Origin of the sequence: Streptomyces sp. CC53 (genome assembly GCF_001865245.1) — a bacterium.
In the GTDB taxonomy this organism is placed as follows: domain Bacteria; phylum Actinomycetota; class Actinomycetes; order Streptomycetales; family Streptomycetaceae; genus Streptomyces.
On the sequence record NZ_MKXB01000105.1, the window covers coordinates 26886 to 41882 of the forward strand.

General features: G+C 72.4%; 11 protein-coding genes and 2 pseudogenes. 2 read left to right on the forward strand and 11 right to left on the reverse strand.

All coding sequences use genetic code 11. The features are described from left to right. Window positions 1-169: 169 nt before the first annotated feature. Entirely contained in the window at window positions 170-886 is a 717-nt protein-coding gene (locus tag BJP40_RS09835) for a M23 family metallopeptidase (protein ID WP_071268536.1), read from the reverse strand. A gap of 487 nt (window positions 887-1373) precedes the next feature. Between BJP40_RS09835 and BJP40_RS09840 the strand changes: the two genes are divergently transcribed. Then, a complete protein-coding gene (locus tag BJP40_RS09840; RefSeq protein WP_071280042.1) occupies window positions 1374-1715 on the forward strand; it encodes a trypco2 family protein in 342 nt (113 codons plus the stop codon). 939 nt (window positions 1716-2654) lie between these two features. Here the strand turns inward: BJP40_RS09840 and BJP40_RS09845 are convergent. Then, window positions 2655-5180, reverse strand: a complete 2526-nt coding sequence (locus BJP40_RS09845; protein ID WP_071268538.1) for an ATP-dependent Clp protease ATP-binding subunit — start codon at window positions 5178-5180, stop codon at window positions 2655-2657. A 693-nt stretch (window positions 5181-5873) separates the two neighbouring features. Here BJP40_RS09845 and BJP40_RS35430 point away from each other — a divergent pair. Continuing rightward, window positions 5874-6479, forward strand: coding sequence for an SCO3374 family protein (locus BJP40_RS35430; RefSeq protein ID WP_226962522.1), 606 nt, complete (start codon window positions 5874-5876; stop codon window positions 6477-6479). Here BJP40_RS35430 and BJP40_RS09855 read toward each other — a convergent pair. The 9 genes and pseudogenes from BJP40_RS09855 to panC all read right to left on the reverse strand — a co-directional run bounded on the left by BJP40_RS09855 (window position 6458) and on the right by panC (window position 14924). Beyond that, complete coding sequence (locus BJP40_RS09855; protein WP_071280043.1) at window positions 6458-6793, reverse strand: Lsr2 family protein; 336 nt, start codon at window positions 6791-6793, stop codon at window positions 6458-6460. The two genes, BJP40_RS35430 and BJP40_RS09855, sit on opposite strands and share 22 nt — an antisense overlap. 144 nt (window positions 6794-6937) lie before the next feature. Further along, complete coding sequence (locus tag BJP40_RS09860; protein WP_079171056.1) at window positions 6938-7531, reverse strand: amino-acid N-acetyltransferase; 594 nt, start codon at window positions 7529-7531, stop codon at window positions 6938-6940. Window positions 7532-8420: 889 nt separating this feature from the next. Next, window positions 8421-8748: pseudogene (locus tag BJP40_RS31615) on the reverse strand (BlaI/MecI/CopY family transcriptional regulator); the annotation flags it as partial. Window positions 8749-8898: 150 nt separating this feature from the next. Next, the gene (locus tag BJP40_RS09870; RefSeq protein ID WP_071265760.1) at window positions 8899-9087 is read right to left on the reverse strand and encodes a hypothetical protein; all 189 of its coding nucleotides are present in this window, start codon (window positions 9085-9087) and stop codon (window positions 8899-8901) included. A gap of 14 nt (window positions 9088-9101) precedes the next feature. Next, the gene (locus BJP40_RS09875) at window positions 9102-9746 is read right to left on the reverse strand and encodes a hypothetical protein (protein WP_071280046.1); all 645 of its coding nucleotides are present in this window, start codon (window positions 9744-9746) and stop codon (window positions 9102-9104) included. A 200-nt stretch (window positions 9747-9946) separates the two neighbouring features. Next, window positions 9947-10753: a type III pantothenate kinase gene (locus BJP40_RS09880; protein WP_071265756.1), complete on the reverse strand. Its 807-nt coding sequence runs from the start codon at window positions 10751-10753 to the stop codon at window positions 9947-9949. A 3-nt stretch (window positions 10754-10756) separates the two neighbouring features. Then, window positions 10757-11782, reverse strand: coding sequence for a carboxylating nicotinate-nucleotide diphosphorylase (nadC, locus tag BJP40_RS09885; RefSeq protein WP_071280047.1), 1026 nt, complete (start codon window positions 11780-11782; stop codon window positions 10757-10759). 233 nt (window positions 11783-12015) lie between these two features. Next, window positions 12016-13713, reverse strand: a pseudogene (locus BJP40_RS09890) (L-aspartate oxidase); the annotation flags it as partial. Next, the gene (panC, locus tag BJP40_RS09895) at window positions 13710-14924 is read right to left on the reverse strand and encodes a pantoate--beta-alanine ligase (protein WP_079171057.1); all 1215 of its coding nucleotides are present in this window, start codon (window positions 14922-14924) and stop codon (window positions 13710-13712) included. The pseudogene BJP40_RS09890 and the gene panC, both read right to left, overlap by 4 nt. Window positions 14925-14997 lie beyond the last annotated feature (73 nt).

A 14997-nucleotide genomic window follows, 5' to 3' on the forward strand; every position in this document is an offset into this window, starting at 1 on the left:
ACCCACGAACACCGGTAGCTTCCCGATGATCAGGTTCCCCGACGAGCCGTGACCCACCAGGGGGCGTGCGGTCGCACGGCCCCAGGGGTCCACGGGGCCGCGGGACCCCGGCTCGTCACGGAGGCGCGGGGCCCTGGGACGTCACGGGGCGGCAGGGCCCGGGGTGGCGTCAGATGCTGACGCCCTCGGACCGAAGGAAGCTGGCCGGGTTGACCGAGGAGCCGTAGTTCGGGGTCGTACGGATCTCGAAGTGCAGGTGCGGGCCGGACGAGTTGCCGGTGTTGCCGGAACGGGCGATGAGCTGGCCGGTCTTCACCTTCGACCCCACCTTGACATCGATCTTCGACAGGTGGGCGTACTGGGAGTACGTGCCGTTCCCGTGCTTGATCACGACGGCGTTTCCGTAGGCCGGGCCGTCACCGCCGCCGTTGGGGCCGGCCTTCACGACGGTGCCACCGTGGACGGCCTTGACCGGGGTGCCGACCGGCACGGCGAAGTCCTGGCCGGAGTGCTTGTTCGTCCACATCGAGCCGCCCTGGTTGAAGCTGGCGGTCAGCTTGTAGCCGGTGACGGGCTTGACCCAGTCCACGGCCTTCTTCGCCGCGGCCTTCTTGGCGGCGGCCTTCTTCGCCGCGGCGGCCTTGGCGGCAGCCGCCTTCTTCGCGGCGACGGCCTTGGCCTGCGCCGCCTTCGCCTGGGCGGCGCCCTTCGCGAGGGTCTCGGCCTGCGCGGCGACGGCGGCGGAGGTGCTGACGGTGAGCGGGGCCACCCGCGGCTCGGCCACGGCGGCCGACGCACCTGCACCGACCACGGCCGCGGCCCCGATGCCGGCGGCGGCGAGGGCGACGACGGCGGTACGGGCGGAATGCTTGGCACGCTGCGACATACGGGGGAACCTCCGGGCTCGGGTGACTCGGGCAAGAAGCGGCCCGGCGCGAGGGGTGCGCCGGGCGTCTGGTCATCCTTGGTACCGGCTTCTCCCGGCCTGCCCCAAACGCCCCATCTACGAAAGCCGGCCGTAGCCGAGGCCCTGTGACGGGGACACTTGACGGCCGACGCCTACGCCATCCACACCTCCCCAAAAGCGCCTAAAAGGTGCACTCACCCCACTGTCCGAAGGCAGGCGGCCCCCGCATACCCCCCAAGTCACGGAACCACCGCGACACCGGCGCACGGTCTACGCGCGCAGACCCTCCGATGTCCGCAGCAAACAGCCCACAGCACATCGATCCTTCACTATTGCCGCTAGTACGTCCGAAATGCCCTGTGCGGCTTGTCACGCGACGCGGGCTTCTGGATCACCGTCCGGAGGGTGTCCGACCGCGTGGCCGGAAGCCGCTCCGCCGACTTCGCGCTCCGGTTACCGTCCGGCCATGACCGACAGCACCGACATAGAACTGGCCGACGCCATCGCTTCCGTTCGCGACCAGGTCCTGGAGGCCGCGCTGCGCGCGACCGGGCAGCCGGTGTCCTTCGAGCTGGGCCCGATCGAGATGGAGTTCGCCGTCGAGCTCCGCAGGGAGGTCACGGATGGGAAGAAGGTCACGGCGAGGGTGGTGGAGGCTGCCGGGGAGGGCGCCCGCGCCACGGGCGGCACTCACCGGGTGTCCTTCACCCTGAAGCCGCAGGACGCACGGACGGGCCGGCCGTGGAAGGTCGGCATCGAGGACCCGGTGGTGGACGTGGACGACTTCGGCACGTCCGGGTGCCATTGACCGCGGGATCCCGCCCTCACCCGTGGGGCGCTCGCCGTACCGGGGTCAGGCACGGCAGGCAGCGGGGTGCCTCCGACGCGGAACCCCGGGCCCTGACGGCGTTCCCCGCCGGCACGGCTGTCCGCGGCTCCGGCCTTCGCGGGGGACGGCCTCGCCTGCGAGCGGCCCCCTCTCCCGCAGCCGGCATCGTGAGCGGGCCCCCGCCGGACGCGGCCACCAGGGTGCACCACGGGGCCCCGACGGCACCGGCTCGCGAGGTGGACGCCCGCAGAACAGACGAGCCCACGATGGGGCTCGCGGCCCGCCCGGACGCCCACGGGGGAGAGCCCTAGCGGACCGTGCGGGCGCCGGGAGGACGCACCAGCCGCGCGCGGGCCCTGGACGCGGAGTGCCGCAGGGCGCGGATCCGTCATCAACGCAGGTCGGACGGTGCCGACGAGACGGCCAGGGCGACCGCCGGCGGTCGCCCTGACAGGGAACGGGTGTGCAGCACCCGGCGTGGCCCGACGCGTCCACGGCAAGCGCGTGCAGGTGACCGCCGGGCCCCTGCTGCCCCCCACCGGGCCGGCGGACATGGGGACGGCCCGGCGCACCCGGGCCCGTACGTGCTGCCGCCCCGCCACGGGGGACGCCCCCCGTCGGGACACACGGGACGACTCATCCATCCGGCCGGTGCGCTCAGCCGACCGCGCACACGAACGTTCGCGTACAGGGGGCTCCCGCGCGTTCGCGGACCGCTGGGGCGCCCGTTCGGGCGGGAAGCGCGCTCCCGCGGTCCTGCGGCACAGGGCGTGCCTTGCGGGCGCCTCAGCGGTGGGCCGGCTCTGCAGCGCCGCCCGGTCCTGAGTGAGGCGGATGCGCCGCGGACGCGAGGGCGCCCCCTCGGACCGGGATCCGGTCCGAGGGGGCGCCCTCGGTCAGTCACGCCCAGCGCAGCGGCTACGCGTCCTTCGACAGGTTCGGCCCCGGTCCGCCGGCCGCCTCGATGGGCGGAACGTCCGGGAGCGCGGACTTCTCCTCGCCGCGGAAGGTGAACTTCTTCTCCTCACCCTCGCCCTCGGTGTCCACGACCACGATGTGACCGGGGCGCAGCTCGCCGAAGAGGATCTTCTCCGACAGGATGTCCTCGATCTCGCGCTGGATCGTGCGGCGCAGCGGACGCGCGCCCAGCACCGGGTCGTAGCCGCGCTTGGCCAGGAGGATCTTCGCGTCCTGGCTGAGCTCGATGCCCATGTCGCGGTCCTTCAGCCGCTCATCCACCTTGGCGATCATCAGGTCGACGATCTGGATGATGTCGTCCTGGCTGAGCTGGTGGAAGACGACGGTGTCGTCGACACGGTTCAGGAACTCGGGGCGGAAGTGCTGCTTCAGCTCCTCGTTGACCTTGGCCTTCATCCGCTCGTACCCGGTCTTGACGTCACCCTGGGCGGCGAAGCCCAGGTTGAAGCCCTTGGAGATGTCCCGGGTGCCGAGGTTGGTCGTCATGATGATGACCGTGTTCTTGAAGTCGACGACCCTGCCCTGGGAGTCGGTCAGACGACCGTCCTCAAGGATCTGGAGCAGCGAGTTGAAGATGTCCGGGTGGGCCTTCTCGACCTCGTCGAAGAGGACGACCGAGAACGGCTTGCGGCGGACCTTCTCCGTCAGCTGGCCGCCCTCCTCGTAGCCCACGTATCCGGGCGGGGAGCCGAACAGCCGCGAGACGGTGTGCTTCTCGCTGAACTCCGACATGTCGAGGGAGATCATCGCGTCCTCGTCGCCGAAGAGGAACTCGGCGAGCGTCTTGGACAGTTCGGTCTTACCGACACCGGACGGACCGGCGAAGATGAACGAACCACCGGGACGCTTCGGGTCCTTGAGGCCGGCCCGCGTGCGGCGGATGGCCTGCGACAGGGCCTTGATGGCGTCTTCCTGGCCGATGACGCGCTTGTGGAGCTCGTCCTCCATGCGGAGCAGACGGGAGGACTCCTCCTCCGTCAGCTTGAAGACGGGGATGCCGGTGGCGGTCGCGAGGACCTCGGCGATCAGCTCGCCGTCGACCTCGGCGACGACGTCCATGTCGCCGGCCTTCCACTCCTTCTCCCGCTTGGCCTTCGCGGCGAGGAGCTGCTTCTCCTTGTCACGGAGGGACGCGGCCTTCTCGAAGTCCTGCGCGTCGATCGCGGACTCCTTGTCGCGGCGGACGCCCGCGATCTTCTCGTCGAACTCGCGGAGGTCCGGCGGCGCGGTCATCCGGCGGATGCGCATCCGGGAGCCGGCCTCGTCGATCAGGTCGATCGCCTTGTCGGGCAGGAAGCGGTCCGAGATGTACCGGTCGGCCAGGGTGGCCGCCTGCACGAGGGCCTCGTCGGTGATGGAGACCCGGTGGTGGGCCTCGTACCGGTCGCGCAGGCCCTTGAGGATCTCGATGGTGTGCGGCAGCGACGGCTCCGCGACCTGGATCGGCTGGAAGCGGCGCTCGAGGGCCGCGTCCTTCTCCAGGTACTTGCGGTACTCGTCGAGCGTCGTGGCGCCGATGGTCTGGAGCTCACCGCGGGCGAGCATCGGCTTCAGGATGGACGCCGCGTCGATGGCGCCCTCGGCGGCACCCGCACCCACGAGGGTGTGGAGCTCGTCGATGAAGAGAATGATGTCGCCGCGGGTGCGGATCTCCTTGAGCACCTTCTTCAGGCGCTCCTCGAAGTCACCGCGGTACCGGGAGCCGGCGACGAGCGCGCCCAGGTCGAGGGTGTAGAGGTGCTTGTCCTTGAGGGTCTCGGGCACCTCGCCCTTGACGATGGCCTGCGCCAGGCCCTCGACGACCGCCGTCTTGCCGACGCCGGGCTCGCCGATGAGCACGGGGTTGTTCTTGGTGCGGCGGGACAGCACCTGCATGACCCGCTCGATCTCCTTCTCTCGCCCGATGACGGGGTCGAGCTTGGACTCGCGAGCGGCCTGGGTGAGGTTCCGGCCGAACTGGTCGAGCACGAGCGACGTCGAGGGCGTGCCCTCGGCGGGACCGCCGGCTGTGGCGGTCTCCTTGCCCGTGGAGTAGCCGGAGAGCAGCTGGATGACCTGCTGCCGCACCCGGTTGAGATCGGCGCCCAGCTTCACGAGGACCTGGGCGGCGACGCCCTCGCCCTCGCGGATCAGGCCGAGCAGGATGTGCTCGGTGCCGATGTAGTTGTGGCCGAGCTGAAGGGCCTCGCGGAGCGACAGCTCCAGGACCTTCTTGGCACGGGGCGTGAAGGGGATGTGCCCGGACGGGGCCTGCTGGCCCTGGCCGATGATCTCCTCCACCTGCTGGCGGACCGCCTCAAGCGAAATGCCGAGGCTCTCCAGGGCCTTTGCGGCGACACCTTCACCCTCGTGGATCAGGCCCAGGAGGATGTGCTCGGTGCCGATGTAGTTGTGGTTGAGCATCCGGGCTTCTTCCTGAGCCAGGACGACAACCCGCCGCGCGCGGTCGGTGAACCTCTCGAACATCGTTAATCGCTCCTCAGAGCGGTCAGGCAGTAAGGGGTCGGTCCCCTCCCTGTCCTTCCGCAGCTTAGTCCCGCAAGCGGGGACCGCTCATTCCAACTGCCGACACCCTCGATGGCCTCCTGACCCCGAACGCCGACAACTGCTCCAACCCGATGGTGCGAGACGATGTTCCCGCAGGCCAGGCAGATACCCGGACCCGCAGTACGCCGATGGCGAACGGAAAGCCGTCCGCCGGTGCGTGTCGCCCCTCCCCACTAGGAATGTCTTACCCGTAAGCAGGGACAGTCCATGCGGCACACCCCCGTCGCCTCAGCTACGGGCGAACATCCTTGCGTCGCCGCATCCGTCCGCCTCTCGCACCTTGATCACTATGCGCGATGAGTCTCACACCGTGCGTAACTCGCACGGTGTGGCGGCAGTTCCCCCGACATGGCCTTCACCATCCCCGCGCCCCGCCCGGCCGCCGAGGCGCTTCCCGCCCCGGACGCCGGGGAGGTCGCGCACTGGTACGAGACCCGGTTGGGCTGGGCCACGGTCCCGGCGCCTGCTGTGTGCCCGGCGCCGCAGGAGCCCGCGGTCCGCGGCAACTGCCGGGGCCGCCCTGCCCGGAGCGCCGGTACGGACGGCTCGACAGGTGCTCACTGCCCGCCCTGCTCCGCTTGCGGCCCGTGCTCGACCCGGGAGCTCGCCGCGATGGGCCACGGCACCGCGGATCCCCGCGCCGCCGGAGGACGTTGCGGGGCAGTCGACCGCCACGGCACCCCGACGGGCGCCGGCACCGCGGCGGCAGCCGCGGTGTGGCTGGCGACCGGGCTGCGCTTCGACGCCCTGGACCTGCCTGCCGCAGCCGGCCTGGCGACACTGGCCCGCCTCCCCGGCCTCCGCGGTCCGGTCGCGCTCTCGGGCTGCCGGAACCGCATCCGGCTGCTCGTGGCCGCGGGCAGCGCCGAGGAACTGCCCGGACTGCTCGACTGGCTGGAGTGGAGCGGCGTCAGCCTGGACCTGGCCGCATGGGGAGCGGGCGGTCGCATGCCCGCGCCGACTCCCCCTGGGTGGAACGGTTCGGCTGCGCCCGGCGCCGCCGTGTGGCTGCGGGCGCCCGCGCCGGGGCACGAGGTGGAACCCACGCTTGCGGGGATGCCCGCCCTCTCGGGGCGCCCCTCACCCGGCGCGTACGGCTCCGAAGGCCCCGGACTCGTGCGGCTGGTCGCCGTGGCGGCGGCGGAATGCCACCGGCATCGGCTGCTCGCCGCGCGCGCCCGGTGCCGGGAAGGCACTCAGCGGTTGGCGTCCTCGTAGGCCTGCTTGATCTCCGCCGGCACGCGGCCGCGGTCGTTCACGTTGTAACCGTTCTCCTTGGCCCACGCGCGGATCTTCGCCGTGTCCGGGCTGCCCGCGGAGGTGGCGCGACCCTTGCCGCGGGCGCCGGCGGAACGGCCGCCGGTACGCCGGCCGCTCTTCGTGTACGGCTCCAGCAGGCCGCGCAGCTTGTCCGCGTTGGCGGTGGTGAGGTCGATCTCGTAGGTCTTGCCGTCCAGAGCGAACGTCACCGTCTCGTCCGCCTCGCCACCGTCGAGGTCGTCGACAAGAAGGACCTGAACCTTCTGTGCCACCGGATTTCCTTTCATCGAAAAAGCAGTACGCGGAAAGGAAACCGCTTTTCCTCGAAAAACACAAACCCCCGGAGCAGGTTCAGATGCCTGGCGGAGCGGGAAACATACGCGATTCGGACATAGGGATCGCGAGGGGCGGAAGGATCACAGGTGCAGAAGCATCCGACTGTTACCCAAGGTGTTCGGCTTCACCCGTTCGAGACCGAGGAACTCGGCGACGCCCTCGTCATAGGAACGGAGGAGCTCGGCGTAGACATCTCCGGCGACGGGGGTCTCGCCGATCTCGACGAAGCCGTACTTCGCGAAGAAGTCCACTTCGAAGGTCAGGCAGAATACCCGGCGCACCCCGAGCCAACGGGCGGTGTGCAGCAACTTGTCCAGCACCTGATGGCCGATGCCGGCGCCCTTGAAGTCGGGATCGACGGCAAGGGTGCGCACTTCGGCGAGATCTTCCCACATCACGTGGAGTGCTCCGCAACCGACGACGGCCCCGTCCTCGTCCCGTTCCGCGACCCAGAACTCCTGGATGTCCTCGTAAAGGGTCACCGTGGCTTTGTCGAGAAGGATGCCGCGGGACACGTACGGGTCGACGAGCCTCCGCACGGCGGGCACGTCTGAGGTCCGCGCCCTGCGGACGGTGACGGCTTTCGCAGGGGACGGTGAGCGCCCGGCGTCCGCGTTCCGTCCGGCACCGGCCCCGCCTGCGGTCGGAGAGAGCGGGGAATGCGGAGGACGCAGAGGACGCGAAGGACGCGGAGAAGGCGGCGGGGAGGGCTCGGAGGTCGTGGCGGCCCCGGTGGACTCCGCAGGCCCTGCGGCGCCCACCGCCTCGCCAGGCTCCGCCGGATGTACGGGCTCCGCGGCACCGGCGGGCCCCGCGGGCTGCACGGGCTCCTCCGCCTCCCCGGGGGGCTTGGGGCGGGCGGGCCGTACGGGCTCTTCGCTGCCCTCGTGCTGGGCGGGCTTCTCGGGTCCTGCGGGCACTGCGCCTGCTTCTGCGGGTTCTGCGGGGTGCACCGGCCTGCGCACCGGGTTGCCGGGGGGCGTCGGTCCGGAGGAGGCGGGCGGTGTGGGCGACGACATGGCTGGGAACGCTATCGCCCGCCGCCGGAGCCGCTGCCGGCGGCCTCACCGGTGCCGTCTGAGCCGCCGGGGCCTTCGGGGCCGCCAGAGTCTTCGGGGCCCTGGTGCGGGGCGGCGGGAGGCCGCGCGGGCTCCGCTGTTCCCACAGCGCGGTCGGGCTCTCCCCCGAGGCCGGGTTCGTCCGCCTGGGAGGGTTCTTCCTGGCCGGGCTCTGCTCCGTGGTCGTGCGCCACTCCGCGACCGGCCGAAGCGCGACCCCGCTGTTCCGGTGCATTGCGTTCCCCGCCGGGTTCCTTGCCGCGTACGCCTCCGTGCTCCGGCTGTTCCGGGGCTCCCTGTTCTCCGGCGTCTTCCCGGAGCTCTTCGGCGGGCTCCTCCGGCTCGCCTTCCGTCGCCGCTTCCGGCCCGCCTTCCCTGCCGTCCCGGGGCTTCCCTTCGGAACTGCTTCCCCCGCCGTTCCCCCCGGGCTGCGGAGGCTCTTGCGCAGCGCCTTCTCCCTGTACTTCCGACCGAGCCGGAACACTTCCTTCCGGGGCTTCTTCCTGCGGGTCGCGCTGCACGATGCGGATGGCGTCGTTCAGTGCTTCCCGCTGCTCCGGCGACATCATCCCGAAGAAGGCGACGAGGGCGGCGGCCGGGTTGTCGCTCTGCGCCCACGCCTCGTTCATCAGTGCGGCCGAGTACGCGGCCCGCGTGGAGACGGCCGTATATCGATAGGCGCGCCCGACGACTTCCCTGCGCACCCAGCCCTTCTGATGGAGATTGTCCAGGACGGTCATGACCGTGGTGTAGGCGATGGACCGTTCCTTGTGCAGATCCTCCAGCACTTCCCGCACGGTGACGGGCCGGTTCCATTGCCAGACGCGCGTCATGACGGCGTCTTCGAGTTCTCCCAATTGACGGGGCACACAGCCACCATAGTGGGAGCTTCACGTACGAACACCCATTGACGTAACAAAAAGGGCGTACAGCGGCGAATGCCGCTGTACGCCCTTCATGTGAGTCCCTACGGAGGGAGCGCCTCAGGCCCTCCCCGCCTCCGCGGAACCGTCCGCCTGTCGCGCCGCCTCGGCGCGTGCGAACGCGGCGTCCACAGCCGCGTCCTCCTTGGCCTTGTTGGGGCCGCCCTGGCTCTTCACGATCGTGACGATGACGGCGGTGAAGAAGACGGCCATCACCACGGGCGGCAGCAGCGCGGATACGTAGTCCATGCCCTCCAGAGTAGCTACCCGGCGGCCCGCTTCTCCGGCGGGGGCGCGCTGGGCGCTGGGCGGCGGCGCGGCGGGAACACCTCGGACGGCTTGGGCACCGGCCGCTGGGCGGGTGCCGGGGACGAGGGCTTCGGCGGCTGCGGCTGCGCCGGCCTCCTGGGCTGCTCCTCCCCGTCGCCACGACCGCCCTGGAGCACGTACAGCCGGGTGCGCGGGTTCGTCGGAGCGGGGATGGACGGGGCAGCCGGGAGCACCTGCCGGCCGGCCAGTCGGGCGCGCACGGACCGCTCGGCCAGAGTCTGGCAGCGGGCGAGCAGCGCGGCACCGCCGGGCCTGCCCCGCAGGCTGCGCAGGGCGGCCAGATCCTCCGGGACCGGGTCGTACCCGGCGGCCAGGGCGTCGGCGAGGAGGTCGAGGTAGCCGGTCGCGGCGCCGGGCAGGGAAGCCCGGTAGCGGACCAGGTCGGCCCGGACGAAGTCCCGCAACCTCAGGCCCTCGCGGGTGGCCTCGTCCACGGCGGCGGCAAGGTGCAGGCAGTCCCGGACATCCTCGTCGTCGAGCGGGGTCGGGTGGAGGGCGTGGCCCAGGGCGCAGCGCAGGACGCGCAGCTCGTCCGCGCTGAACGCAAGGCCGCCTCGTGATCCGTGTGGCGTGGGCATAATCCGACAATAAGGGCTTGTTGCCTGGTTTGCCCGTAGTGGGCGGGTGGCGCGGCGTGCCGCGCGGCCCGCCGCCACGGGCCGGGCTCGACAGTCACCGGAGCGGGGAGCACCGCAGTGCGGGCCCGGCGGCGGGCAGCGTCACGGGAACGGGGCGCGGCACGCGGAACGGCGGCGCGTACCGTACGAGGCGCCGCCGGTCACATGCGGGACACGTTGCGCTCGTACACCAGGCGCAGGCCGATCAGGGTGAGCCACGGCTCGTGCTCGTCGATGAGCCGGGACTCCCCCAGCACCATGGGCGCGAGCCCGCCGGTCGCGATGACGGTGACCTGGGACGGGTCGCCGCCGGGGCCGACGAGTTCCTGCCGCATGCGCTGGACGACCCCGTCGACCTGGCCCGCGAAGCCGTAGATGATGCCCGACTGCATCGCCTCGACGGTGTTCTTGCCGATCACTCCGCGGGGCCGGGTCACCTCGATCTTGCGGAGCTGTGCGCCGCGGACGCCGAGGGCCTCGACGGAGATCTCGATGCCGGGGGCGATCACCCCGCCCACGTACTCGCCGCGCGTGCTGACCGCGTCGAACGTCGTCGCCGTGCCGAAGTCGACGACGATCGCCGGGCCGCCGTACAGCTCGACCGCTGCGGCCGAGTTGATGATCCGGTCCGCGCCGACCTCCTTGGGGTGGTCCGTGAGGACCGGCACGCCCGTCTTGATGCCGGGCTCGACCAGCACCGCCGGCACGTCGCCGTAGTAGCGCCGGGTCACGTCCCGCAGCTCGTGCAGGACGGACGGGACCGTGGAGCAGATCGCGATGCCGTCGATGCCGTCACCGAGCTCCTCCCCGAGGAGGGGGTGCATGCCCATCAGTCCCTGGAGCAGGACGGCGAGCTCGTCGGCGGTGCGGCGGGCGTCCGTGGAGATCCGCCAGTGCTCGACGATCTCCTCGCCGTCGAACAGACCGAGCACGGTGTGGGTGTTCCCGACGTCGATGGTGAGCAGCATCGGTCAGCTCCGGGCCTCTCGCAGGTCGAGGCCGATGTCGAGGATCGGGGACGAGTGGGTCAGGGCGCCCACCGCGAGGTAGTCGACGCCGGTGGCGGCGTAGGCGGCGGCGTTCTCCAGTGTGAGGCGGCCCGAGGACTCCAGGACGGCCCGACCGGCGACGAGACCGACGGCCTCCTGCGTCTCCAGGGGCGTGAAGTTGTCCAGGAGGATCAGGTCCGCGCCGGCCTCCAGGACCTCGCGGACCTGGTGCAGGGTGTCCACCTCCACCTCGATCGGCACGTCGGGGAACTGCTCCCGCACCGCCTTGAACGCCTGGGCGACGCCGCCCGCCGCGATCACGTGGTTGTCCTTGACGAGGGCCGCGTCGGACAGCGACATGCGGTGGTTGACCCCGCCGCCGCAGCGCACCGCGTACTTCTCCAGGGCGCGCAGGCCCGGAGTGGTCTTGCGGGTGTCGCGGACCTTCGCCTTGTAGCCCTCCAGCGCGTCCGCCCACGCGCGCGTGGCGGTGGCGATGCCGGACAGGCGGCACATGATGTTGAGCGCGCTGCGCTCGCCGGTCAGCAGGTCGCGGGTGCGGGCCGTGACGGACAGCAGCTTCTGCCCGGCCGCCACGCGGTCGCCGTCGGCGACGTGCCGCTCCACCTCGAACTCGTGGGTGCAGACGATGGACAGCACCGCCTCCGCGATGTGGATGCCGGCGACGACCCCGGCCTCGCGGGCGGTGAAGTCCGCCGTGGCGACGGCGTCCTCGGGCACGGTCGCGACCGTCGTGACGTCGACGCCGCCGTCCAGGTCCTCCTCGACGGCCCGGTACGCCACGTCCTCGACGAGTACGGGGTCGAGCCCGGCCTCCGCGAGCAGCGCGGCCAGCACGGGGTCGAGCCCGCACTCGTACACCTCGCCTTCGCCGCCCGCCGCGCAGCCGCAACCGTCGCCGCAGCCGCCCGCGTCGGCGGCGGCGGTGGCACCGATGCTGATGAGGGGCACGTCCACAGGCTGCGGGCGTTCTTCGGGCGTACTCATGGTCAGGGCTCCCTGGGGGCGTCGGCGGGGGTTGCCGGGGCTTCAGCCGCTTCGGCGGCTGCGGCGGGTTCTGTCACTGCGGGGGTGGATGGCGCTCCGGAGGCTTCCGGGGTTCCGGGTGCTTCCGGCGCGTCGGCGGCTTCCGGGATTTCGGAGGCTTCCGGCGCCCACGCGGCGGCGGGGGCCGCCGGGGCTGTGCGGGCTGCTGCTGCTCCAGGCGCGCGGGCGGCACCCGGAGCGGGCACGGCCGCGTCCGTCGGGGGGAAGTCGTGCGTGGCGGTGGCCCGGACGTCCAGGCTCCGGTCCGGCTCCAGCCGTACGACGAGGTGGCGGCGCCACGCGGTGTCGTCGCGGTCGGGGTGGTCCTCCCGCCAGTGGCAGCCGCGGGTCTCCTCACGGCGGCGGGCGGCGGCAACCAGGACCCGCGCGACGCACAGCAGGTTGGTGGTCTCCCAGGACTCGACGCCCGGGACGCCGGCCTTGTGCTCACCGGAGCCCGAGTCGCCCGCGGCCTCACCGTGGATGGCGTCCAGCTCCTCGGCGGCCGCGGCCAGACTGGCGGCGGAACGCAGCACTCCGGCGCCCGCGGTCATCACGTGCTGGATACGGGTCCGGCTGGACGGGGCGAGCAGCGGCAACGCCAGGGGCGCGGGGTGCGGGACGGGCTCGCCGGCCCGTCCCCGGTGCGCCACGATGTCGTCGGCGATGCGCTCGGCGAAGACGAGCCCTTCGAGGAGGCTGTTGGAGGCGAGGCGGTTGGCCCCGTGCACGCCGGTGCAGGCCACCTCTCCGCACGCGTAGAGGCCCGGCACGGTGGTCCGTCCCCGGAGGTCGGTGCGGACACCGCCGGAGGCGTAGTGCGCGGCGGGTGCCACCGGGATGGGCTCCGTCACCGGGTCGTACCCGTGGGTGCGGCAGGCGGCGAGGATGGTGGGGAAGCGGGACTCCCACATGGCGGCGCCGAAGTGCCGGGCGTCCAGGTACATGTGGTCGACGCCCTGCTCCCGCATGCGCCGCATGATGCCCTTGGCGACGATGTCACGCGGGGCCAGCTCGGCCAGCTCGTGCTGCCCGACCATGAAGCGGACGCCGTCCGCGTCGACGAGGTGGGCGCCCTCGCCCCGCACCGCCTCGGAGACCAGCGGCTGCTGGCCCTCGGCGTCCCGTCCGAGGAAGAGGACGGTGGGGTGGAACTGGACGAACTCCACGTCGCTGACCTCCGCCCCGGCGCGCAGGGCGAGCGCGACGCCGTCGCCGGTGGAGACCGCGGGGTTGGTGGTCGCGGAGAAGACCTGGCCCATGCCGCCGGTGGCCAGGACGACGGCCGGGGCGTGGACGGCTCCCACGCCGTCGTGCTGGCCCTCGCCCATGACGTGCAGGGTGACGCCCGCGGTGCGGCCGTCGGCGTCGGTGAGCAGGTCGAGCACGAGGGCGTTCTCGATGGTCCGTACGCCCCGGTCGCGCACGGCGTCGACGAGGGCGCGGGATATCTCCGCGCCGGTGGCATCGCCGCCCGCGTGGGCGATACGGCGCCGGTGATGGCCGCCTTCACGAGTGAGCTCGATGGTGCCGGAGTCGTCCTTGTCGAAGCGGGCGCCGGTGGCGATCAGCCGCCGCACGGCGTCCGGGCCCTCGGTCACCAGGGCGCGCACGGCTTCCTCGTCGCACAGGCCCGCGCCCGCGACCAGCGTGTCGTCCATGTGCTGACCGGGGGTGTCGCCCTCGCCGAGGGCGGCGGCGATGCCGCCCTGGGCCCAACGGGTCGAACCGTCGTCGAGCCGCGCCTTGGTGACGACGACCGTACGGAGCCCGGCGGCCGTGCAGCGCAGGGCGGCGGTCAGCCCGGCCACACCGGAACCGACGACGACCACGTCCGCGTCGATGGCCCAGCCCGGCGCGGGGGCCTGGAGGCGTATACCGGTACCGGTCATGCGGAGGCTCCGTGGTCGGTGGGGGCGGTGGGATCGACGGGCCCGTCGGGGTCCGTGTGACCCGTCGCGGCTGCGGCGACCGGGGCGGTGGGGCCCACGGGGTCTGAGGCACCGGTGGCGGGCGGGCCGGACCGGGCAGTCGCGGCGCTGCTGGATTCGGCGGGCGTGGTGCGGGCCGGGGCGGTGCCCGGGCCGAAGGTGAGCGGGAGGTTGTCGATGAGCCGCGTGGTGCCGACACGGGCGGCGACCGCAAGGATCGCCTCGCCGGTGTGGTCGTCCCGCACCTCCGTGAAGTCCGACGGGTCCACGAGCGCCAGGTAGTCCAGCCGGAGCGGCGGATCCGCCTGGGCCGCCTCGTCCAGGACCACCCGGGCGGCGGCACGCACCGCATGGGCGCCTCCGCCGGCCACGTGCGCGGCCTGCGCCACCGCGTGGGCGTCGGCGGCTGCACGGGACTCGCCCAGCCGGGACAGCGCGTCGGCGCGGCTCTGCGTGGCGGGCGCCGAGGCGGCACGAGCGCGGAGGGCCTCCTGAGCGGCCAGCCGGTCGCGGGCCGCGAACAACGCGGCCGACAACGCGAGAGCGGTGCGCCGCTCAGTGGACGACAGGTAGCGGTTGCGGCTCGACAGCGCGAGGCCGTCGTCCTCCCGCACGGTCGGCACGCCGACGATCTCGACGGGGAAGTTCAGGTCCCGCACCATCCGGCGGATCAGCGCCAGCTGCTGGGCGTCCTTCTGTCCGAAGAACGCCACGTCGGGGCGGGTGAGGTGGAGCAGCCTGGCCACGACGGGGAGCATCCCGTCGAAGTGCCCCGGCCTGGACGCGCCCTCAAGGCGCTCCCCCATAGGGCCCGCAGCGATGCGGACCTGCGGCTCCCCGCCGGGGTAGACCTCGTCGACGGACGGCGCGAAGACCGCGTCGGCGCCGGCCGCGGCGGCGACCTGCATGTCGGCGTCGAGGGTGCGCGGGTAGCGGTCCAGGTCCTCACCCGCGCCGAACTGCAGCGGGTTGACGAACACCGTGGTGACGACGACACCGTCGTGCCCGACGTGACCGCGGGCGGTGCGCACGAGAGCGGCGTGGCCCGCGTGCAGGGCGCCCATGGTCATCACCACCGCTGCCCGGCGGCCCGCGGCACGGCCCGTGCGGTCCGCCTCGCCGCTGCGCTCCAGGAACGCGTCCAGCTCCTGCCGGGTGCGGACGAGGGCCAGGTCCGCGCGATCAGCGCTCCGGCCTCCGGCGTCGTTCGCGGGCGCGGCTTCTGGCGAGGGCGCGGCTTCGTTC

Bases quoted from the DNA above. Each gene is read 5' to 3' on its own strand.
- BJP40_RS09845 (WP_071268538.1), bottom strand. From the start codon at position 5,180: ATGTTCGAGAGGTTCACCGACCGCGCGCGGCGGGTTGTCGTCCTGGCT.
- BJP40_RS09835 (WP_071268536.1), bottom strand. From the start codon at position 886: ATGTCGCAGCGTGCCAAGCATTCCGCCCGTACCGCCGTCGTCGCCCTC.
- BJP40_RS09870 (WP_071265760.1), bottom strand. From the start codon at position 9,087: ATGGACTACGTATCCGCGCTGCTGCCGCCCGTGGTGATGGCCGTCTTC.
- BJP40_RS35430 (WP_226962522.1), top strand. From the start codon at position 5,874: ATGGGCCACGGCACCGCGGATCCCCGCGCCGCCGGAGGACGTTGCGGG.
- BJP40_RS09875 (WP_071280046.1), bottom strand. From the start codon at position 9,746: ATGCCCACGCCACACGGATCACGAGGCGGCCTTGCGTTCAGCGCGGAC.
- BJP40_RS09880 (WP_071265756.1), bottom strand. From the start codon at position 10,753: ATGCTGCTCACCATCGACGTCGGGAACACCCACACCGTGCTCGGTCTG.
- BJP40_RS09840 (WP_071280042.1), top strand. From the start codon at position 1,374: ATGACCGACAGCACCGACATAGAACTGGCCGACGCCATCGCTTCCGTT.
- nadC (WP_071280047.1), bottom strand. From the start codon at position 11,782: ATGAGTACGCCCGAAGAACGCCCGCAGCCTGTGGACGTGCCCCTCATC.